The organism is Streptomyces sp. SJL17-4, from assembly GCF_036826855.1.
Classification (GTDB): Bacteria; Actinomycetota; Actinomycetes; order Streptomycetales; family Streptomycetaceae; genus Streptomyces.
In genome coordinates this window covers 472863-496010 of sequence record NZ_CP104578.1, presented here as the reverse complement: position 1 = coordinate 496010, position 23148 = coordinate 472863, and the positions used below count along the sequence as shown (strand labels likewise).

Here is a 23148-nt window from a genome sequence, read left to right as displayed (position 1 = left end):
CCGATGCCCGTCCCGGTGGCCCTGCTTCCCGGATGCCCCGGACCGCTCACGCCTCGCGGACGCGGGTGCGGCGGCGGTGGTAGGCGATCGCGAGAGCGATGATCGCGGGTCCCCACACGGCGGTGGGAGTGACGCACACCGTCGCGAGCGTCCGCCACGCGTCGTGGGTGTGGTCGACCGAGTCGGCGAGGCCGAACACGGTGAGCCGGAGGCCGTCCCCGATCGGCACGGCCGTGAACAGCGCGGTGAGGATCAGGCCGCCGAGGACGGCGGGCGCGGCGGCCGCCGACGGGCGGATGCGTCTGCCTCCGACGACCGGGATCCAGGCGGAGACCCCCGTCCTCCCGCGAGCCGTGCCGCGCGCGGCCTCGTCGACCGGGTGACGTCCACGCGATTGCCGCAGTTCGTGCCCCTCGGTCGGCGGCGGACGGGGATACGGTCCGCTGCATGGAAGGCGACCGGGGCGTGGAACGCGATCATGGTGTGGCAGACGATCGTGGCATGGAGGCTGCCCGTGGCAGGGAAGGTGACCGCCGGGGCTGGCTGCAGTGCCTGCTCGCCGGGGCCGTGTTCGTCGTGTGCATGGCCGGCACCACGCTGCCGACCCCGCTCTACCCCCTCTACCAGGAGGAGTTCGGGTTCTCCGAACTGACGGTGACCGTCGTCTACGCCGTGTACGCCTTCGGGGTCATCGGCGTGCTCCTCCTGGCGGGCAATGCCTCCGACACGGTCGGCCGACGGCCGACCCTGCTCTGCGGCCTGGGATTCGCGGCAGCGAGCGCGGTGTGTTTCCTGCTCGCCGACTCCCTGGGCTGGCTGTACGCGGGTCGGCTCCTCTCCGGTCTGTCGGCCGGTCTCTTCACCGGCGCCGCCACCGCGTACGTCATGGAGCTCGCCCCGCCCGGTGGTGGGTCCCGGGCGACGCTCGTGGCCACGGCCGCCAATATGGGCGGGCTCGGCTGCGGGCCGCTGCTCGCCGGACTGCTCGCGGAGTACGCCCCCGATCCCCTGGTCCTGCCGTTCGCGGTGCACCTCGGCCTGGTGGCGGTCTCCGTCGGCGTCCTGCTGTGGCTCCCCGAGACCGTACGGGAACGGCGTGGACCGGCCGCGGTACGGCCGCAGCGGCCCGCGCTGCCACCGCAGGTGCGGGCGGTGTTCGTGCCGGCGGCGATCGCTTCGTTCGTGGGGTTCGCCCTCTTCGGGGTGTTCACCTCGGTGAGCCCCGCGTTCCTCGCCCGCTACCTGCACGTCGACAATCACGCCGTGAGCGGCCTGGTGGTGGCACTCGCCTTCTTCGCCTCCACCGCCGGGCAACTCGCCGTCGACCGCGTCGGGGTGGCGCGCTCGCTGCCGCTGGGCTGCGTGGTGCTCTTCGCAGGTCTCGTCCTCCTCGGGGCGGCGCTGTACACGGACGTCCTGGCGCTGGTCGTCCTGTCCGCGGTGGTCGGCGGGGTGGGACAGGGCCTCGCCTTCCGTGCCGCCCTGGCATCCGTCGCCGCCGCGGCGCCGCCGGACCGGCGCGCCGCGGTGATCTCGACCCTGTTCGTGGTCGCGTACACCGGCATCTCGATTCCGGTGATCGGCGTGGGACTGCTGGCCGATCCGCTCGGCCTGGAGGGGGCGGGGCTGGTGTTCATCGCCTGCATGCTGGTGCTCGTCGCCTCCGCCGCCGCGTATCTGATCCGGCGACCGGTGCCGGAGAAGGGGCCGTGATCGGGTCGGTCGCCGTGACGCACGGGAGCCGGCCGGGACGAGCGTAGGCGTCAGGCGGCGGGGCACGAGGGCGTCAGAGGGCGACGAAGACGTCCCCGGCCGTGTCGCGGAGGACGAATCCGTTGTCGAGCCGGACGCGGACCCTCACCGGGATCTCCGCCTCCTGGTACGCGATCCACGCCGGTTCCAGGGCGCCGACCTGCTCCTCCAGCTGCGCCCTGCTCCCCGGCGGCATCTGGTGGCCGAAGTCGTCGAGGAGTGACTTGAGCCGCGCGTACTCGCGGACCTCCTTGCTCTCCTGGCGGTCGTCGTTCACCTCTTCGACGGTGCCCCGGGTGCCCACCGCCAGGGCCAGGAATCCCACGGCGGCGGCCGGTTCCGTCGGGGATTCCTCGGCCGGGGCGACCTGCCCCGTCAGGGCGAGTTCCACCGCCAGCTGTACGCGCAGGCCCACTGTCAGCGTCATCGTCCTTCGTCTCTCCGCTCGGCCGGGCCACGACCACGTACGTCCGTGGAACGGCCCGGGGGTGCCATTGTCGCGGGCCGTCCCGGTCCGGAGAGACAGGGGGTTCGCCGCCCCACCGCGCCCCCCGGCGGCCCGGCGTCGGGCCCGCTTCAGCCGTTCCGTCTCCGGGTGACCGGTACGGGACGGCCGAAGGCCAGGTCGACGAGCCGTCGCCAGTCCACGGGCGGGGCGGGGGCGACGACGCCGGGGCGGTCGCGCGGCACCAGGACCCGCAGTGCGCGCGGGCGCAGCGTGCAGACGACCGGCGTGGTCATGCGCAGGGCCTCACCGTCGACCGCCACGGGGATCTCGTCCGCCCGGGAGCCGCCCGTACCGGAGCCGCCTGCGCCCGAGCCGCCCGTGCCGGAGCCGCCTGCGCCCGAGCCGCCTGCGCCCGAGCCGCCCGTACCGGAGCCGCTCGTGTCGGCTTCGTCCGTCACGGAGGCGGTCACCTCGACCCGGCGGGCGGTCGTGACGGTCAGCCCGGTGGACTGCGAACCGCGCACGGCGAGGTCCGCGGCCTCGGCCGCGCCCTCCACCCGGATCCCCAGCACGCCCAGCTCGCCGTCGTCGAGGCTGGCCCGGCGGCCGGCGCTGCTCAGCACGTCGGGCGAGGCGTACGCGTTGTTGCTGACCAGGAGCGCCTGCTGGGACGCCACCGTCGTGTCGTCGATCCGCGCGTCGAGCCGGCGCACCCCTTCGCCGACCAGCAGGTCCGGCATCAGGGTCAGGGCCGTGCCCGCCTTGTCGTCGCGGTATTCGGGGCGCTGGACGACATCGGCGTAGACGCCGAAGGACACGGTGTTGACGAAGGCCCGGCCGTCGACGTCGCCGAGGTCGATCCGCAGCTCCTCGCCGTTGGTGAGCGCGTCGAGGCAGCGGGCCGGGTCGGAACGGTCGAGGCCGAGGTCCATCGCGAAGTGGTTGCGGGTGCCGGCCGAGATGACGAGGAACGGCAGATCGTGTTCGGCGGCGACCGCCGCGACCAGGGCCTGCGTGCCGTCGCCGCCGGCGACGCCGAGCAGGTCCGCGCCCTCGGCCACCGCCTCGCGGGCCAGGGCGGCCACGTCGGCCGGGGCGGAGGGATCGAGCACGGTCACCCGGGCGCCCAGGGCCTCCGCCCGGTCGACAAGATCGAAGCGGCCGACCTTCCCGCCGCCCGACTTCGGATTCATGATGAGGAACGCCCGCTGGGGCCGGGGGGCCGGGTGCGCGTGGCGCTTCCGGCGGGGGCGGGCCCTGCGCAGCGCGGCCCGCGCGCAGGCCAGTGCGAGGGCCCAGCACAGGACAAGGACCAGCGCCGTGCGCCAGAGACCGCCATGGGCGAAGAGCACCACGACGCCGACCGGCGCGGCGACCGCGACGAGCGCCCCGAGCAGGCGGACCGCTCCGCGGTGGGCCAGGAACCACCACACGCCCGCGGCGCAGACGATGAGCCCCAGCAGGCCGGCCAGGACGACCACGAGGCCGCCGTCGCCGACCGCGAGCCCCAGCACGACCAGGGAACCGACCGCCGCGAGCACCGCGAGCCGGGCCAGGAGCCGCGCGGCGGCACCCGCACCGGATCCCGTCGTCCGCGTCCCGCCCCTGCCGTCCTGGCTCATCCCGTGTCCCGCCTCTCGGCCCGGTCCGTGCCCCCAGCGTTCACGCTCCGGGACGGACGGGCATCCCTGCCGGGCCGTGCGGGTGAGACCGCGGCCGGCTCAGGACGCCACGGGGCGCGGGGCGCGCCGACGCCGTTCGGCGACGAGGTACGCGATGCCCGGCAGCGTCAGCAGGGCGGTGCCCCACAAGGGCAGCAGGAACAGTGTCTCCTCGCCGGCCAGCTTCTGCGTCAGGAAGAGGACCGGCAGTCCGACGACAAGCGCCACGATCCATCCCTTGCCGAAGCCGAGGGTGCCCCGTCGCAGTTCGAGGACCACGGTCACGGTGCCGATGCTCAGCCAGAAGGCGAGCCGCCCGGCGTCGATGTCCACGACCGTCGTCCAGTGGACGAGGTGCGACATCAGCAGCAGCGTGCCCACGACGAGCGGAACCAGCGCCGCCATCCTGAGGACCCGCCGGTGTAGCGGCATCCGCGCCCTGGCCCAGGACGCGGCGAAGGCCTTCACGTCCTGGCCGACGACGTCCTGCGGAGTGCGTCCGGCCGCCGCGGCGTCCTCCAGATGGGCGGTGAGCTCGGCGAGCATCTCGCGTACGGACGCGTCGTCGACGCCCCGGTACTCCCAGTTGCTGCGGCAGACCGCGAGTACGTGCTCGTTGGTCATGGTGTCGTTCCCCCGTGGGTCGTTCGTGTGAGGATCCGGTCGGCCTGGGCGGTGAACCCCTGCCACACGGCCCGGCCGTGCTCCAGCTCGGTTCGGCCGGCCTCGGACAGTCGGTAGTACTTGCGCGGCGCCCCGCCGCTGGACGACGGGGCGCGGAACGGCTCGACGAGCCCCGCCCGCTCCATCCTGGCCAGCAACGGGTAGATGCTGCCCTCGCCGACGAGTTCGAGCCCGCTCTCCGTGAGCGCCTCGATGAACTCGTAGCCGTACCGAGGCCGTTCGGCGATCAGTGAGAGCAGGCACAGGTCGAGCACACCGCGCAGAAGCTGACTGCGCCGCTGGTCACCGGCTGTCGGCAGCTCCTTTGTCATGCGGTGCATGATAGTCGGTCACTGTCTTGCGCCACAAGACAGTGACGGGAGGTGTCGCCCTGATCGGCCAGGAGGGGGAGGCAGGTGCATGATGTGCACCAACAGCGGACGAGTTTCTGTCTGGAGGCCGAAAGAGTGAACGATGGCAACGGGAGGCGGCGCCTTGCCCGCCGTGCCTCGGCCGGAAGGGGCGCCTCTGTCCTCCGCGCGGCCGGCGCCCGCGGACGGCTCGGCCGCAGCGACGGCGACGTCCCCCTCGACCGCGTCACCACACGCGGCCGGCTCGCCTGGCTGAACTCCGCGGGCTCCAGGATCGGCACCACCCTCGACCTGGAGCGCACCGCTCAGGAGCTGGCCGAGTTCATGGTGCCCACCTTGGCCGACGGGGCCGCCGTCGACATCCTGGAGAGCGTCCTGAGGGGCGGCGAGGGCTCGCGCTGGACGGGGACGGGCGTCCCGCTGCTGCGGGCCACCGCGCTGAGCGTCGTCGACGAGCTGGCCTCCCTGGAGCCCACCCCGGTCGGCGAGACCTTCGTCCGGACCGAGAAGACCCACGAGACCCTCCTCCACCGGTACTGCCTGCGGCAGGGCAGGCCCGTCCTGGTGAGCCGCATGCGGAACGACGACTTCAACAGGGTCGCGCCGACGGAGAGCGCCGCCGCGAAGATGCGTGCCGCCGGAGTCCACAGCTATCTCGCGGTGCCGCTGATCGCCCGCGGGCTCCTGCTCGGCAGCGCCGACTTCGTACGCGGTCCCGGAACGCCCCCGTTCTCCACCACGGACCTCGCGCTGGCCGAGCAGCTGGCCTCCCAGGCCGCCGTCTACATCGACAACGCCCGGCTGTACGGACGCGAGCGCGAGCACGTCGTCTCCCTGCAGCGCAGCCTGCTGCCCCGTGCGACCCCGGTGACCCCGGGGCTGCGCGTCAACGCCGAGTACACGCCGTCCACGGCCCACCACGGAGTGGGCGGCGACTGGTACGACGTGATGGCCCTCCCCGGCGGACGTACGGCCCTGATGGTGGGCGACGTCATGGGCCACGGACTGCCCGCCGCCGCCACCATGGGCCGCCTGCGGGCCGTCGCCCGTACCCTCATGACCCTCGACATGGCACCGGAGCGCGTCCTCGCCCGGCTCGACCTCGCCACCCGTGACCTGGAGGACGAGCAGGTCGCCACCTTCCTCTGCGCGGTCCACGACCCGGCCGACTCCACCTACACCCTGGCCAGCGCCGGTCATCTGCCCCCGCTGCTCGTCGACGGCGACGGCTCCGCCGTGTTCGTGGACGTACCGATCGGCGCGCCGCTCGGCGCGGGAGTGATCCCGTACGACCCGATCCGTGTGAAGGCCCCGGCGGGCGGCCATCTGGTCATGTACACCGACGGCCTCGTGAAGTCCCGGCACGCGGACCTCGACCACCAGCTGGAGCGGCTGCGGTCGGCGGCCCGCGGCCTCACCCCCGAGGCCCTCGAACACGGCGGACTCACCGACTGCGCTCCCACCGACGCCAGCCGCTTCGACGAGGCCGTGCTCCTCGTCGCGACGACCGCGGCGGGCACCCCGGACGAGCTGTGCGAGTGGCAGCTGCCGCAGGAGGGACGGGCCGCGTCCGTCGCCCGGCGCCTGGTCACCGACCAGCTCGACGCCTGGGACCTGGCGGAGCTCGCCGACGTCTGCGAACTCGTCGTCTCGGAGCTCGTGGGCAACGCCCTGCGCTACGGCAACGGTCCGGGCCGCCTCCGGCTGCTCCGCGGGGAACGCCTCGTCGTGGAGGTCTCGGACACGGGCCCCGACCTGCCCCAGATCCAGCACGCGGACCTCAGCGACGAGGGCGGCCGGGGCCTCCAGCTGATCAACATGCTGTGCCGCCGATGGGGCTCCTGCCGCACGGTCTCCGGCAAGGTGGTGTGGGCGGAGCAGAACCTGCCCACGTGAGACGAGCCGAAAGGGCCCCTCTCCCGCCGGGGGAGAGGGGCCCTTCACGGTCGTCTACAGCTCCTTCACCCGGATGTTGCGGTAGGAGATGACGTCGGTCGTGCCGTGGACCTGGAGCCCGACGTAGCCGGAGGCGTACCGCCGGCCGTCCGTGCCCGGGTCGTCGCCACGCGGCGGCTGGAAGACCTGACCACCGGTGTTGTCGAACTCGTTGATCAGCCTGCCGTTGCGGAAGACCGAGTAGTGCTGCCCCTCCACCCGGATCTCGTAGTCGTTCCAGGTGCCCTTGGGCGTCACCCCGGCGCCGGCGAGGCCGACGCGGTCGAAGCCGTAGAGCGAGCCCGTCTTGTACATGTCGCCGTCGGGCCGGTCGAGGACCTGGATCTCATGGCCGTACTTGATGGCGACCCACTCCGGACGGCTCTCCTCGGGGTTGTCGTGGACGTACGGGAAGCGCACGAAGACCCCGCCGTTGGCGTTGCCGGCGCCGGGGGCGTCGTCGCGCCACTGGAGCTTGAGCGAGAAGTCGCCGTACTGCCGCTGCGGGAACCACAGCATGCCCATGCCCGGCACCGTGGTGCTGCTGGTCATGGCGCCGTCCTCGGTCAGCCCGAACTTTCCGCCGCCGACGTGCTGCCACTTCGAGAAGCTCGCCGCGGTGCCGTCGAACAGGTCGCGGTACCCCTCGGTCTGACCCGGCCTGCCGATGCCCGACTGCTTGGCCGCGCGGTAGATCTTCCGGTGCTCGCGGGCGTCGATGACGCCCTCGGCGAGCAGCCGGTCGATCACCGTGTCGACGTGCTTGAGGAACAGCGCGTGCGAGGACCAGTCCTTCTCGTCCTCGATGAGTTCGTTGACGGTGCAGCGGCTGTTCGTCATCCGGTTCGGCACGCCGGTGTCGACTGTCCCGACGATGACCGTCAGCCGCTCGTCGAACTCGGGACAGTCGGGCGCGGGCACCCCGCCGCCCTCGGCGACCGTGAAGGCCGTGGTCCGGGCCGTGGAGGTGTTGCCCGCCTTGTCCGTCGCCCGGTACAGCACCGTGTGGTGGCCGACGCGGTCGACGATCACCGGGGTGGTGTACGCGAGGTACGGGCCGCCGTCGAGCGAGTACTCGATCCGCTCGACGCCCGAGTCCGCGTCGAACGCCGACAGCGTGACCGTGGCGCTGGTGATGTACGCGCCGTCGGAGTTGCGCACGCCCGCGACCGAGGCGGCGGCCTCGGGGGCGGTGGTGTCGGGATCGGGCTGGGTGACGACCGTGAAGGCGACCGACTTCACCGCGGCGGTGTTCCCCGCCTTGTCGCTCGCCCGGTAGCGGACGGTGTGCTCGCCCGCCTGGTGCACCATCACCGGAGCGGTGTACGGCTGCCAGGCGCCGTCGCCGAGCGCGTACTCGATGGTGTTGACGCCCGAACCGGTGTCGGACGCGGTGACCGTCACCGTGGCCATGTCGAGGTAGCGGCCCTGGTCGTCCCGCTCGCCCGAGACGGTCGCCGAGGTCTCCGGCGCCGTCGTGTCGTCGGTGGGCCGGGCGACGACCGTGAACGCGGCGGTCTTCTCCGCGGCCGTGTTGCCCGCCTTGTCGCTCGCCCGGTAGCGGATGGAGTGCGCCCCGACCTGGTCGACGACGACCGGGACCGTGTACGGCTGCCACGGGCCGGCCGCGCCGACCGCGTACTCGACCGTGTCCACGCCCGAACCGGCGTCCGTCGCGCCGAGCGTGACCGTCGCCTGGCCGACGTAGGCACCGTCGGCGTTCCGGTCGCCCTCGACCTTCGCGGTCGTCTCCGGCGCGGTGGTGTCCTCGCCGCCGCCCTCGGTGACCGTGAGGATGCCCTGCATCTGGCCGTGCCCGGGGATCGTGCACTTGAAGAGGTACCGGCCCGGGGTCAGCGTCACCTCGGCCGTGTGCCGGCCGCCGTTCGCGTCGCTCGGGTTGGCCAGGATGTTGAGCGGGACGTCGTTGTTGTACTCGGGGTCGGAGACGTCGAACGTCAGGGTGTGCGGCATGCCGGTCGTGTTGCCGGTGGCCGTACTGTTCTCGAAGACGATCGTCGTCGCGCCGGCCACCGCCGTCGTCGGGAACTCCAGATAGCGGTCGATCGGATCGCCCGCCTTCCAGGTCAGCACCTGCGCCGCGGCGCTCCGACGTCCGTCGTCGCCGCGTCGTGCGTCGTCCGCCCTGCCGTAGGCGGCCGCCGAGGTCAGGCCGACGACCATCGCCACGGCGGCCAGCAGGGCCGCCCACAGGCTCGCGCCTCCGCGTCTCGTGATCACTGCGCCGCCCTCCTTGCCAGCTGGTCGGCGGCCGGGGTGGGCCCGCCGCCCTTGTAGGTGACGCGCCAGAGCGCGGAGTCGGGGTGGGAGGTGAAGAAGCCCCGCCCGTAGTCGAGGACGTACAGCGAACCGTCCGGGGCGAACTTCCAGTCCATCAGGTTCCGGATGCCGCCCTGCCCGACCGGGATGATCTTCTTCAGGGACTCGGCGTGCACGGGCAGTCCGCCCCTGCCGACGGTCTTCGGGTCGGTGAGCACGGCGTGCCGTGGCTGCTCCCCGTCGTAGAAGTCGCCGACGAACCACTTGCCGTCCCAGTACGACGGCCACTTGACCGCCGAGTCGCTCGCCGCGTCGTAGCGGTAGAGCGGGCCGTTCATGGTCGCCTGCCCGCCGCCCTTGAGCCACGGCAGCAGCAGCTTCTGCTCCTCCTGCTTGTAGCTCGGGATGCCGTCGGCGTCCCTCGGGTAGTCCACGCCGCCGCCCTGGGGCGCGTACCAGATCGTGTTCCCGGTCACCGGCGGCAGGTTCACCAGACCGTCGTTGTTCGGCGACTCGTTCTTCGGCGCGTCGCAGTCGTACCAGCCGAGCGGCTTGCCCGGATCGAGCGGATCGCGGTCCCGGTAGGGCTGCTTGTTGCCCATGCAGTACGGCCAGCCGTGGTTGCCCGCCCTGGTGATCGCGGCGAACGTGTCGTACTTGGCCGGGCCCCACGTCGTCGACGGCGCTCCCGCGTCGGGGCCGACCCAGCCCGCGTAGAGGATGTCGGTCGCCTTGTCGACGGAGATGCGCGCGGGGTTGCGCACGCCCATCACGTAGATCTCGCCGCGGGTCTTGCCCCCGCCCTCGTCGCTCTCCTCGCCGGTGAAGAGATTGCCCGCGGGGAGCGTGTAGGTGCCGTCGGCCTCGGGATGGATCCGCAGGATCTTCCCGTTGAGGTTGTTGGTGTTGCCGGCGGTGCGGCGCGCGTCCGCGAAGGAGACGCCCCGGAAGTTCGGAGCGGGGTTGTTGCCCGAGTAACCGCCGCTGGAGCCGGACGAGTTGGTGTCTCCGGTGGCGATGTACAGATTGCCCTGGGAGTCCCAGGCCATCCCGCCGCCCGCGTGGCAGCAGCTGTGGATCTGCACCGGCCAGCTCAGCAGCACCTTCTCGCTCGCCAGGTCGAGCCTGTTCGTGGCGAGATCGAGGGTGAAGCGGGAGACCCGCCGCTCGCCCATGTGCTCGACACGGTCGATCCGGGAGTGCGGCGTGTAGTGGAGATAGACCCAGCCGTTGGTCATGAAGCCGGGGTCGAGCTCGATGCCGAGCAGCCCCTCCTCGTTCTTGATCAGCTCGTCGCCGCCGCCCTTGTTGCCGAAGACGGTGAGCGCGCCGGCCTTGGTGACCTGCTTGGTCTTGGGGTCGTAGACGTGGATCTCGCCGTTGCCCTTGCCGATGTCCGGGTCGTTCCAGTCGGTGACCACCGGGACACTGGAGTCCGCGCCGCCGCGGCCGATGTAGAGGACGCGGCCGTCGGGAGCGGCGACGAGGCCGTGGGGCTCGCCGATCTGGTCGTTCTGGCCGGGCTTGTTGGGCTGGGTGACGCGCTCGGCGGTGTAGTGGGCGTCGATGGTCGCCTTGCAGTCCGCCCGGGAGATCCGCGCGGTCCAGGCGATGGCTCCGCGCAGATGGTCGCGGAAGTCCGTCTCAGCGTAGCTGTCGACGGTGCCGCCCATGGCGGTGTAGAAGGACCTGCCGCCGTCGTAGTCACGACACCAGGACACCGGGTGGTCCCAGCCGTTGGGCTCGGCCGCGGGCTGGTACGAGGACTCCCGGACCCGCGCCACCGTGTGCACGGTGCCGGAGGGGTTGCGGTCCCAGTTGAACCACTTGTCGGGCCGCTTCCACTCCAGCGGAAGGGACTTCGTGGCCGGGTGCTGCCGGTCGCCGACCTCCACCACCGCGCGCTGCGTGCCGCTCGGGGCGCCGGTGGGCCGGGCGCCGATCAGGCCGGTGAACCAGCCGGAGTAGGGCTCGGTACGGGCGGCCTCGTGGACGCCGACGAATCCGCCGCCCGCCTCCATGTAGGCCTCCAGGCCCGCTTCCTGCTCGGGGTCGAGCACATCGCCGCCCCCGGTCAGGAACACCACGGCGTTGTACCTGCCGAGCCGCTTGGCGTCGGTGAAGACGGCCGGGTCGTCGGTGGCCTCGGTGCGGTAGCGGCCGGCGGCCGGGCCGGTGAGGCCGATGCTCTCGACGGCCGCGATGCCCGCGTCGACCGTCGGCGACTCGGCCGTCGCCGACCCGTGGAAGACGAGGACCCGTACGTTCGCGCCGCCCGGTGGCGAGGGCAGGGATAACGTTGTCGCAGCCCTGGCCGACGGCGGGCCCGGATCAGGCCTGGCGGAGGCGGGATCGCCGCCGAGCAGGGAGGCGGTCAGAGCGACGCCCGCCCCAAGTGCCGCCACGGTGAAGCCTGTTCTCGATCTCGACCGGTGATGTGGTGTGCGCTTCATGGGTCACCCATCCCTCTGAGGTCACAACGACAGCCGTTGAAGCTAGACCTCTTTGCGCGGTTCGCCAAGGGCTATGACCGCAACCGGACGAACTTTGTCCTGGCCGTGGATAAACAGCGGAAGCCCCGCTACCGTGTGGCCCGTCCCCAGGGGTCCGCCCGGGGGTCCGTCCGGACCTCCCGCCCCGTCAATCTCCTCTGCAGACCGGAGAGTTCGACATGGACAGACGCAGCTTCAACCGTCGCCTGCTCGCGGGCGGAGCCGTCGCCGCGACCGGCGTGACATCGTTGTCTCTCGCCTCCGCCTCCAGTGCCGCGCCCGAAGCGGCCGCCACGGCCGCCCCGCTGAGGACTGCCCCGGCCGGCGGACAGATACGCCATCTCAAGCTGTACGCCGAGAAGTTGGCCGACGGGCGCATGGGATACGGCCTGGAGAAGGGCAAGGCCACCGTGCCCGGCCCGCTGATCGAGCTCAACGAGGGCGACACCCTCCACATCGCGTTCGAGAACCTGATGGACGTCCCCGTGAGCCTCCATCCGCACGGCGTGGACTACGACATCGACAACGACGGCACGAGGATGAGCGGGAGCCATGTCGAGGCGGGCGCCACCCGCACGTACACCTGGCGCACCCACGCCCCCGGCCGCCGCCCCGACGGCACCTGGCGGCCCGGCAGCGCCGGGTACTGGCACTACCACGACCACGTCGTGGGCACCGACCACGGCACCGGCGGCATCCGCAAGGGCCTGTACGGCGGCCTGGTGGTCCGCCGCAAGGGCGACATCCTGCCGGACAAGCAGTTCACCATCGTCTTCAACGACATGACGATCAACAACCGGCCGGCCGCCGATCCGCCCGACTTCCTCGCCACCGTGGGCGACCGGGTGGAGATCATCATGATCACGCACGGCGAGTACTACCACACGTTCCATATGCACGGTCATCGCTGGGCCGACAACCGCACCGGTCTCCTCAGCGGTCCCGAGGACGTGAGCCGCGTCATCGACAACAAGATCACCGGACCCGCGGACTCGTTCGGATTCCAGATCATCGCGGGCGAGCACGTCGGAGCCGGCGCCTGGATGTACCACTGCCACGTCCAGAGCCACTCCGACATGGGCATGGCCGGTCTCTTCCTGGTGGCCAAGCCGGACGGCACCGTGCCGGGCCACGGAGACCACGGAGGCCATGGAACACACGGTGCGGCGACGGCGAAGGAGGAACCGGCCACGCGGAACTCCGGCGGGACCCACCACCACTGAGCTCCGCCGCGTCGGCCCGCCGGGTCTCGCGGCGGGGCACGGGCGGGCGGCGCGCCGGTCACGTGAGCCACATCACTTTCGCCGTCCCCCGGCTTTCCGTTATCCGCGCCCCGCTCCAGGCTCTCCCATGCGCAAACATCTCCAACGAACGGGACGGTCGGCGTGCGGCAGAGCACAGGAATCGAGCGGGACACGGAGCTGGTCCTCGCGGCGCGGAACGGTGACCCGTGGGCGCGGGACCAGCTGGTCACCGCCCACCTGCCCCTGATCCACACCACCGTGGCCCTCGCCCTGAACGGCCGCCACGGCCCCGAACACGTCGAGCACGTCGTACGGGAGACGATGCTGCGCGCCCTGGACGGCCTCGCCACCCTGACCGACCCCGGGGTCTTCCGGCCCTGGCTGGTCGCCATCGCCGTGGACGGGATCCGGCGGCACCGGCACCAGCAGCCGGCCGGGTACGGCCACGGGGACGGCGCGGCCGCCGCCCAGTGGCACGCGCACGAGGAGGCGTACGGGCAGGCGTACGGGCAGGCGTACGAGATCATCGAGGCGGCCCGCTGGCTGGACCCGGACGACGGAGAGCAACTGGCCCTGTGGTGGCTGGAGTGCGCGGGCGAGCTGACCCGGTACGAGATCGCGGCCGCACTGCGCCGTCCGGTCGAGGAGGCACCGGCCCGGATCGAGGCGGTACGGGCCCGGCTCGACGCCGCCCGCGTCGTCGTCGGCGCTCTGGCCGGGAACCCGGCCTGCCCCTTCCTGGGCCGCGAGGCGGCGGACTGGGACGGCCGGCCCTCCGCCCCGTGGCGCGACCACCTGGCCCACCACACGCTCACCTGCGGTCACTGCGCCCCGCGCCGGCACGCGCTGGTCCCGGCGGAGGTCCTGCTGGCGGCCACATCACCCTTCCTCGCGGCACAGGCGGGTGAGGCCCCGCGGGCACCGGCGACGCCGACCTCGATGTACGCCGCCACGCCCGACGGACACGGCATCGCGCCGGACCCGTACGCGGCCGGCGACGGCGACCCGTACCGTACGTCCGAACGGGCCGGCCAGTCCGCCGCGGCCCACCTCGGCGGCGAGGCCGGGTACGACCAGGCGGCGGACCTGACGGAGCCGTACATCCTGGCCGGTGCCGCAGGACACGCCCACCCCCCCATACACCGGTCCGCACCCGCCTCCTCCGCGCCCGGCCGGCACGGCACGCGCGCGGCTCTGCGGCGCCGTCGCCAGACACAGGAGCGGAGCCGGCGCCGTGCCGTCATCGCGGCCGGCGTGGTGGTCATGGCGGTCACCGGCGGGGCGTTCTCGTTGTACGGGGGCCGCGGCGGCGACGACGAGATCCTGGAGGCGAACCGCGTGACGGCCCCGGAGCTCGACCTGCCCCTCGACCAGGACCCTGCCACCCACTCCGGGACCCCGTCGGCGGCGGCCACGACCCCCACCACCTCGCCGTCCGCCACCGGACGCCCCTCCGCCTCGGCATCGCCCAGCGCGAAGCCCACCACCGCACCGCCCCGCCCGGTCCGCACCACCGAGCCCGCCCCGGTGAAGACGACCCCGCCGCGCACCGCGGCACCCACCCCGGACGCGCCGCCGACCAGGCCCGGCTCGGGCACGGGCAACGGCACGGGATCGGGCTCGGGTGACGAGGCCGGGAACGGGACGGGCGCGGGCCCGCAGAACGACCAGGGTCAGAGCTCGGAGGCCGACCAGGTCATCGCCCTGGTCAACGCGGAGCGCGCCAAGGCGGGCTGCGGCCCGCTGAGCGCGAACGCGACCCTGACCGAGGCGGCGCAGGGCCACTCCGACGACATGGCGGCCCGTGACTTCTTCGACCACACCAACCCCGACGGCGCCGGCCCGGGGGAGCGGGTGACGGCCGCCGGATACCCGTGGTCGACCTACGGCGAGAACATCGCCATGGGCCAGAGCACTCCGGAGCAGGTCATGGAGGCGTGGATGAACAGCCCGGGCCACCGCGCGAACATCCTCAACTGCGACTTCAAGGAGATAGGCGTCGGCATCCACTCCCAGGGCGGCCCGTACTGGACCCAGGTCTTCGGCGCCCGCTGACGGAAGGGGGCGGCGGGCGCGGGTATGTGACACCCGGTCGAACGGCGGCGGGCCGTTCGCGTGGCATCCGGCAGGCCGCTACGGCCCGAGCGGAAGGCGGCCGTACGGTGGGCCCGTGGGTGGCCGAGCCGCCCCGAGGAACCGACGACCAGGAGCCCGCACCGTGATCGCCCGCGAACCCCGCCCCCCGCACCGCGTGCGTCGGCGCCGCCACCGCCTGTCGGCCCTGACCCTGGCCGGCTTCCTCGCCGTCGCGGCAGCCGGATGCACCTCGCCCGGTGACGGGGGAGACGGCGACTCCGCCCCCTCCTCCCCGCCGCCCTCCTCCGCCCGCACGGTCGTCCCGCCCGAGCCCCACGTCGGATTCGACTACCAGATCGGCGGACCCTACGCACCGCCCCCCGGAGTGGGCGCCGTCTCCCGCGACCGTACGGCGAAGCCGGCGCAGGGGCTGTACAACATCTGCTACGTCAACGCCTTCCAGGCCCAGCCGGACGCCACCGACTGGTGGGAGGAGAACCACCCGGACCTCCTCCTCCGGAGCGCCGCGGGCGCTCTGGTCGTCGACCAGGACTGGGGCGAGGCCCTCTTCGACGTCTCCACACCGGCCAAGCGCGAGCGCCTCGCCGCGATCGTCGGTGAGTGGATCGACGGCTGCGCCGACGCCGGCTACCAGGCCGTCGAGGCGGACAACCTCGACTCGTACGAGCGGTCCCGGGGGCGTCTCACACCCGAACACGACCTCGCCTTCGCCCGGTTGCTCGTCGCCCGTGCCCACACGGCCGGACTCGCGATCGGGCAGAAGAACGCCCCCGATCTCGCGCAGCGGGGCCGCAAGCTCGGCTTCGACTTCGCGGTCGCCGAGGAATGCGGTCAGTACGACGAATGCGGCCCCTACGCGACCGCCTTCGACAACCGGGTGCTCGTCATCGAGTACGAGCGGAAGGGCCTGGCCCGCGCCTGCGCGCGCTGGGGCGGGACGCTCTCCGTCGTCCTGCGCGACACCGACGTCCGCCCCGCGGGCGAAGCAGGGTACGTCCGCGCGACCTGCTGACAGGGACGAGCGGCGACCACCTCGGCCATCCCGGTGGCTTCCGGGTCGGCCATGCGCCGCGCCCCGGGAAGGGCTTGATCGCGAATCCCGGCGCCTGGATCTACTCCTCGTCGGTGCCGGCGCCGGGGTCGTAGTCGTCCAGTTCGGCGCGCAGCGGGGCCGGGCCGGTCGTGGGGCCCTCGCGGAGGAGGGCGAGGAAGCTGCTCAGGGGGTGGTGCTGGGGACGGGCGTCGTAGTCGATGCCCTCGGGGTCCCGGTACTCGTCCAGCCGGGCGAAGGGCACGATGACGTAAGGGCGTCGGGACCAGGGGTGACTGTCTGCGGGGGCGGGGTCCATGCGCCACTGTGTGCCGCGGGTGCGGTTGTGGACCTCGCCGACGTACCAGCACGCGACCTGGATCAACGGGGTGTGTTCCCGGGCGAACAGATCGTCGGTGGAGGTGACATGCTCACGGATGAGAGCCTCCACGCGGTCGAGGGAGCGTTCGCCGAAGTCCCAGCCGCCGCCGTGGCGGCGGCTCCAGTCGGCGAAGCCGCCCCGCTGCTCGTCCAGCCAGGCGCGCAGGCGGGGGTTGTCGGCGTGCGCCGTGTCGATGCGCTCGGCGACGACGTGCTCGTCGGCCCCGTCGGCTCCGTTGTCGTCGTCGGTCCCGGCGGCCTCGTACTCCCAGATCTCATCGCTCACAGCAGCTAAGCCTAGTCCTCCATGTGAGGGTAAGGGTCGTGAATCTGCACGGATTTGACACATGCCGTGCCACCGAAAGCGCATTGCGGTGGCAAAGAGGACCCCTAGGATCGGACCGCTTGTGCGGCGCCCATTCGAGCATCGGGGGCCCTGGCGCCACACAACCCTGAATCGACCCGTGGGGCTCCCGGGGGAAGCACTGTGAAGCCAGCACGAATAACGCGCCGCTGGCGTGCGCTCAGGAACAGCCTGCTAGCACTCGCCTGTGCCACCGTCATCACGATCACCGGCCAGCCCGTCGGCGGCGTCGCCGAGGCCGCGCCCGCGCCGCCGAAGCTGAAGCCGGGCAAGCGCTGCGACGAGATGTACGGGGTGAAGAACGTGCCCACGGGCGGCCTGCCGCTGGGCGACGCCTCTCGTGCGGTGGACCGTTGGGACACGTACGACTACACCAACCCCGGTCTCCAGTTCGACGGCCTCAACCCCACCCGCGCCGAGCTCGACGCGGCGGGCACCGACTACAAGAAGTACGACCACAGCGACCCGAGGCGCATCTACGCCCGGTTCAACGCGCAGCGGCGGTGGACGTCCTTCGGCGACTACCTGTCGAAGGTCTACATCCCGAACCAGGGCTACGACGCCCGAGGCAAGGCCTTCATGGCCAAGGTCGTGCGCGAGATGGGCCTGACGGGCCCGGACTGGATCTGCGAGAAGGAGTTCTACTTCGTCGACCCGGACACCGGCGAGCGTCATGTCCGCCGCCTGGACGCCTACAACAAGCGGAGCCGGGAGATCGTCGAGGTCAAGTCCAACGGCAGCCCCGACGGCCGCGAGAAGCCCGCGGACCGGGCCTGGGCCAAGCACCAGGGCTGGCGTTCGTACAAGTACACCTATGTCTTCGCCGAGAACCAGACCCGCGACGCCAAGAACTTCATGAAGGAGCTCAAGGACACCGCGGGCAAGGACGCGCTCGGCCGCGACCGGGTCCGTACGTACGACTACCAGTCCCACCACAAGGGCGTGCCGCCCAAGGGCACCGAGAACGGCCCGTACCGTGCGAACAGCACGACGATGTCCCCGGGGAACGGCGCCTCCACCGGGTCCCGCGGCTCCGGCAACCAGGTCATCAACCAGTCCCCGGCGAACCCGAGGACCCTCAAGGAACAGCTCGACCGGCTCGGCAGGACAGGTGAGCGGGCCCTGATGAACCGCGGCCTCGGGGGCATCGACTTCACCACCCTCGACCTGCGCTACATCGGCAAGGGCAAGGGCGGCAAGGGGCTGGACTACGCCTTCTCCGCCAAGTCGGTCGAGGACGAGTACGCGGCCGGGTGGGGCGGCCAGGAGAAGGGCAACCTGATCTCCGACGCGTTCTTCACCTGGCTCGCCCTGGACCCGTCCACGTTCTGGGTGAACCTCAACCCGGACGAGCCGAACCGCATCATCGACCCCGGCTTCGGCAAGACCGACGCCGGACGGGTGCTCCTGGAGGCGGACCTGGAGCTGAAGCACGACATCTTCAAGGCGATGGACCCGGAGACGGACGCGGGCCGCGACTTCATGAACGCCCTGCCCAAACGCGACGGCTTCCCCTGCTGGGCCGGCTTCCGCTACTGGATCGAGCCGGAGACCGCGGTCGTGCGCGAGCAGGACGGCGGCATCCACATCCTCGACACCCCGCTGAAGCTGTCGACGGTGCCGCAGCAGACCACCACGCAGCCGCCCGGCGGGAAGGGCTGCGACCTCACCGAGGCGGAGACGCGGCAGTCCGACCGCGTCCTCGACCGCTACATCACCCCCCTCGTCGCGGAGAAGGTCAACAACGGCGACTACTACGCCGACCTGCGCCGCGTCTACACGGCCAGGGTGGCCGCCGAGTGGGTACGTCAGAACGCCGCCGACATGCCCGCCGAGTACCGCGGGATCATCAACAGCAACGACGTGAGCCGCTGGCCGCTGCGCGCCCCGCACCAGGACTGGACCGGCAAGCAGGTCTGGGACCGGTACTACAAGGCCTTCACCGAGGGCACGTTCACCTACAAGTGGTCGAACGGCGAGGAGGTCTCCGTCTACACCGTGGGCGGGGTCGACTTCTCCAAGCAGCCGAAGAGCAACATGAACCCGGTGCGCTTCCGCACCGAGCAGCGCTACAAGCCCCGCACGGTCGGCTACGCGGTCGACACGATCGCCGACGACCCGAACAAGGAGGGCTATCTGATGTTCGGCGGCAACAGCGCCGGACAGTCGGAGACCGGCACCCCCGGTCCCACCCCCACCCCGACCGGTACGGCGACTCCGACCGCGAGCCCGTCCCCGACGGGCACGGGCAAGCCGACGCCGACCCCGACGGATCCGGGACCGACGGCCAGTCAGTCGCCCGGGGCCACCACCCCGCCCGGTCCCAAGGACCCTGACGGCGACCTCGCCGACACCGGCAGCAGTACCCCCGTCGGTCTGATCGTCGGCATCGCGGCCGTCGCGATCGGCGCGGGCGGCGCGCTCGTCTGGTGGCGCCGCCGCCGGGCGCACACCGGAAGCTGACCGGTACCGCGGCTGTACGGAGGACGGGCCCTTCCCGCACGGGGGAAGGGCCCGTCCGCGTCGCGCGTCGATCGAACCTGAGAATTGTTCACTTTCCATTGACAGGGCGGACCCGGGGACCCGAAAGTGCCGTCAGCAACCCGCATGCCGCCGATCGAAGCGAGTCCTCATGACAGCGCCCGTACCCGAGTTCCCGGCCGGTTTCCTCTGGGGAGTCTCCGCCTCCGCGTTCCAGATCGAAGGCTCGCTCACGGCCGACGGCCGCGGCCCCTCCAGCTGGGACGCCTTCACCGGAGAACCCGGACGCGTCAAGGACGGCTCGCGCGCCGACGTGGCCACCGACCACTACCGGCGCTACCGCGAGGACGTCGCGCTGATGGCCGAACTCGGCGTCGGCGCCTACCGGTTCTCGGTCTCCTGGTCCCGCGTCCTGCCCGACGGCCACGGCCGCGTCAACGACAAGGGGCTGGACTTCTACGACCGGCTCGTCGACGAGCTGTGCGCCTCGGGGATCGCCCCGGTGCCCACGCTCTTCCACTGGGACACCCCGCTCGCCCTGGAGAAGGAAGGCGGCTGGCTCGACCGGGACACCGCGGAGCGGTTCGCGGCGTACGCCTCGGTGGTCGCGGAGCGGCTCGCCGACCGCGTACCCCGGTGGATCACCATCAACGAACCCGCCGAGGTCACCCTCCTCGGCTACGGCCTCGGCGAGCACGCCCCCGGCAGGCGGATGGTCTTCGACGCCCTGCCCGTGGCCCACCACCAACTCCTGGCCCACGGCCTCGGCGTACAGGCCCTGCGCGCCGCGGGCGCCCGCGAGATCGGCATCGCCGCCTCCCACAGCCCCGTCTGGACCGCCGGCGACAGCGACGACGACCGGGCCGCCGCCGAGCTGTACGACACCCTCACGAACCGCCTCTTCGCCGACCCCGTCCTGACCGGCACCTATCCGGCGGGCCTTGCCTCGCTCCTGCCCGGCCCCGTCGCCGAGGACCTCCGGACGATCGCGGAGCCGCTGGACTGGTACGGCATCAACTACTACAACCCGATGCTCGTCGGCGCCCCGCAGGCGACCGCCGCCCCCGACGGCTCGTCCTTCGGGGGCATCGAGATCCCCTCGGACCTCCCCTTCGCCATCCGGCAGATCGAGGGACGCGAACGCACCGACTTCGGCTGGCCGGTGGTACCGGACGGACTGCGCGAACTGCTCGCCACCATGCGGGAGCGCTACGGCGACCGGCTGCCGCCCGTGTACATCACCGAGAACGGCTGCTCGTACGGTGACGGGCCGGACCCCGCGACCGGGCGGATCGACGACACCCGCCGGATCGCGTACCACGACGGCCACGTGCGCGCCCTGCACGAGGCGATGGCCGAGGGCGCCGACGTCCGCGGCTACTTCATCTGGTCGATCCTCGACAACTTCGAATGGGCGGAGGGGTACCGGCAGCGGTTCGGGCTCGTCCACGTCGACTACGAGACGCTGGCGCGGACGCCCAAGGAGTCGTTCGCCTGGTACCGCGACCTGATCAAGAGCGGCAGATGACCGCCGAGGGGACGGCGGCGGAGGGAACCGCCGCCGGCCCGGCCCCCCGGCCCGGCGCCCCGGCCGACGGCCGGTGGGTGAGCGCGCTCTCCCTCGCCAACCTCGGGGTCTGGGTCGGCTGGTTCGGCCCGCTCCAACTGCTCCTGGCCCGCCAGGCCGAGCAGCTCACCCCCGACCACAAGGCGTCCACCCTCGCCCTGGTGACGGGAGTCGGAGCGGCGGTGTCGATGATCGCCAACCCCGTCTTCGGCGCGCTCTCCGACCGGACGACGGCGACCGTGGGCCGCCGCATCCCCTGGGTGGTCGGCGGAGTGGCGGGCGGCGCGGCCGGGCTGCTCGTCCTCGCCGCGGCGCAGAGCGTCGCGACCGTGATCGCGGGCTGGTGCCTGGTCCAGCTCGCCCTCAACGCGGCCTTCGCCGCGCTCACCGCGGCCGTCCCCGACCAGGTGCCGCCGCGGCAGCGCGGTCTGGTCGGCGGCTGGCTCGGCGTCTCCCAGGTCGTCGGCATCCTGGTGGGTACGGCGCTGGCCACGGTCGCGGGCGGGGTGGTCGGCGGATATCTGGCCTGCGCGGTCTTCACGGTGCTCGCGGCCGTTCCGTACGTCGTGATGCGGCGCGACACCCCGCTCTCCCCGGCCGCCCGTCCGGCCTTCCGGTGGCGGGCGTTCCTCGGGGGTTTCTGGATCGACCCGCGCCGCCATCCCGACTTCGGGTGGGCCTGGCTCACCCGGTTCCTGATGAACCTGTCGTACTCCATCAGCACGATGTACCTGCTCTACTACCTCACCGACGCCGTGCGTTACGAGGGCGACGCGGACAACGGCGTCCTGATCCTCACGGCGCTCAACGCGCTCACCCTGCTCTCCACCGTGGTGATCAGCGGCATCCGGTCGGACCGCACTGGCCGGCGGAAGTCCTACGTGATCCGGTCCGGCCTCGTCATCGCCGCGGCCACCCTGCTGCTCGCCGTCTGGCAGACCTGGACGGGCGCCATCGTCGCCTCGCTGGTGCTCGGCCTCGGCTTCGGCGTGTACACGGCCGTGGACTTCGCCCTCCTCACGGACGTGCTGCCGGCCGCGGAGGACCGGGGCAAGGACCTGGGTGTCATCAACATCGCCAACGCCCTTCCCCAGGTCCTCGCCCCCGTGATCGCGGCCCCGGTCGTCACCCACTTCGGTGGCTACACGGCCCTGTACGTCCTCGCGGGCGCCCTGGCCCTCGCGGGGTCGGTCCTGGTACGCCGTATCCGCTCCGTCCCCTGAGCCGACGGCACGCCACCCGGTGTCCCTACTCGGTGAGGTGGCCGGCCCAGGCGTGGGCGTCGCGCACCTGGGCGCCGCGCAGGGTGAGGATGTTGTGCGTGGTGTGGGCAGCGCGTCGAGAAGCGCCGCGTGCGTCCATTCCGGATCCCGCCGGCGCCGTCCCCGCGCGCCGGCGTCCGCACGTCCTGGGCCCTTCACGGCCTCTGTGTCGTTCACCGGCCCATGGTGGCAGAAGGGCGACGTCAGCCGGACGGGCGCAGACGGGCGGCCAGGAACGCGAGGATCTCGTCGCGGGCCCGGACCGTGGGGTGGCCGGCCTCGTCGACGAGATGGGCGGTCACGACGCTGTGCGGGGTGCCGACGAGTTCGGCGAAGAAGGGCGGCGGGCCCGGGTTGGCGGCGCTGTCCGGGAGGACGCGTCCGTCGAAGGCCTCGCCGAGGAGCGCGCGATAGGCGGCGAACCGCTGCCCTGTGCACCAGCGGTCGCCCTCGAAGCGGTAGGCGAGCACGCTGAGTCCGTCACGGGTGAGCCGGTCACGTATCGCGCGCGCGTCCGCCGCGTCGAGTTCGAGCCCGCCGGGGTCGTCGAGCGGCAGCGACGGGTGGTTGACCACGGGGGCGACGACCGCCGGCTCCAGCGCCATGGTGAGGGCGAAGTTGCCGGTGAAGCAGAGACCGATCGCGCCCACCCCGGGGCCGCCGCACTCCTCGTGTGCCTGGCGCGCGAGGCCGCGCAGCCACCGTGTCACCGGACTCGTGCCGCCGCCGGCGAAGGCACGGAACTCCGCGCTGACACAGGCGCGGCGGACGACCTCCCGGCCGCCCTCGACCGTGGGGAACGCGCCGTCCGTCCCGAACAGCGAGGGCACGTGGACGGTGAAGCCGGCGTCCCGCACCCATCGGGCGAGCCGCAGGACGTCGGGGCTGATGCCCGGCATCTCGGGCAGCACCACGACGGCGGGCCCGGTCCCGGCCACGTACACCGTCTTCTCCACCCCCTCCACGGCCACGCTCCGGCGGGTGAAATCGGTGATCGGATCATCGGTCTCGGTCATGGGGACAGCGTGGCCCGGCGTCCGCCGCTCGGTTGAGGGGCGGGATCGCCAAGGGCGGGGGTAATCTCGCCACGCGGTCCGCGGGGCGGGCATCGGACGAGGGG

At 72.3% G+C, this 23148-nt stretch carries 17 protein-coding genes; 8 read left to right on the top strand and 9 right to left on the bottom strand.

Translation table 11 applies throughout. The features are described from left to right. Nucleotides 1-46: 46 nt before the first annotated feature. Nucleotides 47-229 (bottom strand): hypothetical protein, encoded by a 183-nt coding sequence (locus N5875_RS02055; RefSeq protein WP_338491487.1) that lies wholly within the window; start codon nucleotides 227-229, stop codon nucleotides 47-49. 272 nt (nucleotides 230-501) lie between these two features. Between N5875_RS02055 and N5875_RS02050 the strand changes: the two genes are divergently transcribed. Next, nucleotides 502-1713 carry an MFS transporter gene (locus N5875_RS02050; protein ID WP_338491485.1) on the top strand — a complete coding sequence of 404 codons (1212 nt, stop codon included), beginning with the start codon at nucleotides 502-504 and terminating at the stop codon, nucleotides 1711-1713. A gap of 73 nt (nucleotides 1714-1786) precedes the next feature. Here N5875_RS02050 and N5875_RS02045 read toward each other — a convergent pair whose 3' ends face one another. From N5875_RS02045 to N5875_RS02030, 4 genes are all read right to left on the bottom strand, one after another. Continuing rightward, a complete protein-coding gene (locus tag N5875_RS02045; RefSeq protein WP_338491483.1) occupies nucleotides 1787-2179 on the bottom strand; it encodes a hypothetical protein in 393 nt (130 codons plus the stop codon). A 149-nt stretch (nucleotides 2180-2328) separates the two neighbouring features. After that, entirely contained in the window at nucleotides 2329-3822 is a 1494-nt protein-coding gene (locus N5875_RS02040; RefSeq protein ID WP_338491482.1) for a diacylglycerol kinase family protein, read from the bottom strand. A 99-nt stretch (nucleotides 3823-3921) separates the two neighbouring features. Then, complete coding sequence (locus tag N5875_RS02035; RefSeq protein ID WP_338491480.1) at nucleotides 3922-4485, bottom strand: hypothetical protein; 564 nt, start codon at nucleotides 4483-4485, stop codon at nucleotides 3922-3924. Beyond that, entirely contained in the window at nucleotides 4482-4856 is a 375-nt protein-coding gene (locus tag N5875_RS02030) for a PadR family transcriptional regulator (protein ID WP_318210481.1), read from the bottom strand. The genes N5875_RS02035 and N5875_RS02030 overlap by 4 nt, the downstream gene beginning before the upstream one ends. 135 nt (nucleotides 4857-4991) lie before the next feature. Between N5875_RS02030 and N5875_RS02025 the strand changes: the two genes are divergently transcribed. Beyond that, nucleotides 4992-6791 (top strand): SpoIIE family protein phosphatase, encoded by a 1800-nt coding sequence (locus N5875_RS02025; protein ID WP_338491478.1) that lies wholly within the window; start codon nucleotides 4992-4994, stop codon nucleotides 6789-6791. Between the two features lie 54 nt (nucleotides 6792-6845). Here N5875_RS02025 and N5875_RS02020 read toward each other — a convergent pair whose 3' ends face one another. Then, nucleotides 6846-9014, bottom strand: a complete 2169-nt coding sequence (locus N5875_RS02020) for a family 16 glycoside hydrolase (RefSeq protein WP_318210600.1) — start codon at nucleotides 9012-9014, stop codon at nucleotides 6846-6848. A gap of 53 nt (nucleotides 9015-9067) precedes the next feature. Continuing rightward, the gene (locus tag N5875_RS02015) at nucleotides 9068-11563 is read right to left on the bottom strand and encodes a ThuA domain-containing protein (protein ID WP_338491476.1); all 2496 of its coding nucleotides are present in this window, start codon (nucleotides 11561-11563) and stop codon (nucleotides 9068-9070) included. Between the two features lie 218 nt (nucleotides 11564-11781). Here N5875_RS02015 and N5875_RS02010 point away from each other — a divergent pair, with 218 nt between their 5' ends. The 3 genes from N5875_RS02010 (at nucleotide 11782) to N5875_RS02000 (ending at nucleotide 15955) form a co-directional block, all read left to right on the top strand. Next, nucleotides 11782-12825, top strand: coding sequence for a multicopper oxidase domain-containing protein (locus N5875_RS02010; RefSeq protein WP_338491474.1), 1044 nt, complete (start codon nucleotides 11782-11784; stop codon nucleotides 12823-12825). 162 nt (nucleotides 12826-12987) lie between these two features. Next, nucleotides 12988-14901 (top strand): CAP domain-containing protein, encoded by a 1914-nt coding sequence (locus tag N5875_RS02005; RefSeq protein ID WP_338491472.1) that lies wholly within the window; start codon nucleotides 12988-12990, stop codon nucleotides 14899-14901. Between the two features lie 163 nt (nucleotides 14902-15064). After that, nucleotides 15065-15955, top strand: a complete 891-nt coding sequence (locus N5875_RS02000; RefSeq protein WP_318210476.1) for an endo alpha-1,4 polygalactosaminidase — start codon at nucleotides 15065-15067, stop codon at nucleotides 15953-15955. A 100-nt stretch (nucleotides 15956-16055) separates the two neighbouring features. Here N5875_RS02000 and N5875_RS01995 read toward each other — a convergent pair whose 3' ends face one another. Then, nucleotides 16056-16640, bottom strand: a complete 585-nt coding sequence (locus N5875_RS01995) for a hypothetical protein (protein ID WP_338491470.1) — start codon at nucleotides 16638-16640, stop codon at nucleotides 16056-16058. Nucleotides 16641-16841: 201 nt separating this feature from the next. Between N5875_RS01995 and N5875_RS01990 the strand changes: the two genes are divergently transcribed. The 3 genes from N5875_RS01990 to N5875_RS01980 all read left to right on the top strand — a co-directional run bounded on the left by N5875_RS01990 (nucleotide 16842) and on the right by N5875_RS01980 (nucleotide 21989). Further along, the gene (locus N5875_RS01990; protein ID WP_318210474.1) at nucleotides 16842-19181 is read left to right on the top strand and encodes an LPXTG cell wall anchor domain-containing protein; all 2340 of its coding nucleotides are present in this window, start codon (nucleotides 16842-16844) and stop codon (nucleotides 19179-19181) included. Between the two features lie 169 nt (nucleotides 19182-19350). Continuing rightward, nucleotides 19351-20727 (top strand): GH1 family beta-glucosidase, encoded by a 1377-nt coding sequence (locus N5875_RS01985; RefSeq protein ID WP_318210473.1) that lies wholly within the window; start codon nucleotides 19351-19353, stop codon nucleotides 20725-20727. Beyond that, nucleotides 20724-21989, top strand: a complete 1266-nt coding sequence (locus tag N5875_RS01980) for an MFS transporter (protein ID WP_318210472.1) — start codon at nucleotides 20724-20726, stop codon at nucleotides 21987-21989. The genes N5875_RS01985 and N5875_RS01980 overlap by 4 nt, the downstream gene beginning before the upstream one ends. A 242-nt stretch (nucleotides 21990-22231) precedes the next feature. Here N5875_RS01980 and N5875_RS01975 read toward each other — a convergent pair whose 3' ends face one another. Further along, the gene (locus tag N5875_RS01975; RefSeq protein ID WP_338491467.1) at nucleotides 22232-23044 is read right to left on the bottom strand and encodes a dienelactone hydrolase family protein; all 813 of its coding nucleotides are present in this window, start codon (nucleotides 23042-23044) and stop codon (nucleotides 22232-22234) included. Between the last annotated feature and the right edge of the window lie 104 nt (nucleotides 23045-23148).

Bases quoted from the DNA above. Each gene is read 5' to 3' on its own strand.
- N5875_RS02040 (WP_338491482.1), bottom strand. From the start codon at position 3,822: ATGAGCCAGGACGGCAGGGGCGGGACGCGGACGACGGGATCCGGTGCG.
- N5875_RS02050 (WP_338491485.1), top strand. From the start codon at position 502: ATGGAGGCTGCCCGTGGCAGGGAAGGTGACCGCCGGGGCTGGCTGCAG.
- N5875_RS02035 (WP_338491480.1), bottom strand. From the start codon at position 4,485: ATGACCAACGAGCACGTACTCGCGGTCTGCCGCAGCAACTGGGAGTAC.
- N5875_RS01985 (WP_318210473.1), top strand. From the start codon at position 19,351: ATGACAGCGCCCGTACCCGAGTTCCCGGCCGGTTTCCTCTGGGGAGTC.
- N5875_RS02045 (WP_338491483.1), bottom strand. From the start codon at position 2,179: ATGACGCTGACAGTGGGCCTGCGCGTACAGCTGGCGGTGGAACTCGCC.
- N5875_RS01980 (WP_318210472.1), top strand. From the start codon at position 20,724: ATGACCGCCGAGGGGACGGCGGCGGAGGGAACCGCCGCCGGCCCGGCC.
- N5875_RS02010 (WP_338491474.1), top strand. From the start codon at position 11,782: ATGGACAGACGCAGCTTCAACCGTCGCCTGCTCGCGGGCGGAGCCGTC.
- N5875_RS02030 (WP_318210481.1), bottom strand. From the start codon at position 4,856: ATGACAAAGGAGCTGCCGACAGCCGGTGACCAGCGGCGCAGTCAGCTT.
- N5875_RS02015 (WP_338491476.1), bottom strand. From the start codon at position 11,563: ATGAAGCGCACACCACATCACCGGTCGAGATCGAGAACAGGCTTCACC.
- N5875_RS01975 (WP_338491467.1), bottom strand. From the start codon at position 23,044: ATGACCGAGACCGATGATCCGATCACCGATTTCACCCGCCGGAGCGTG.
- N5875_RS02020 (WP_318210600.1), bottom strand. From the start codon at position 9,014: ATGGTCGTCGGCCTGACCTCGGCGGCCGCCTACGGCAGGGCGGACGAC.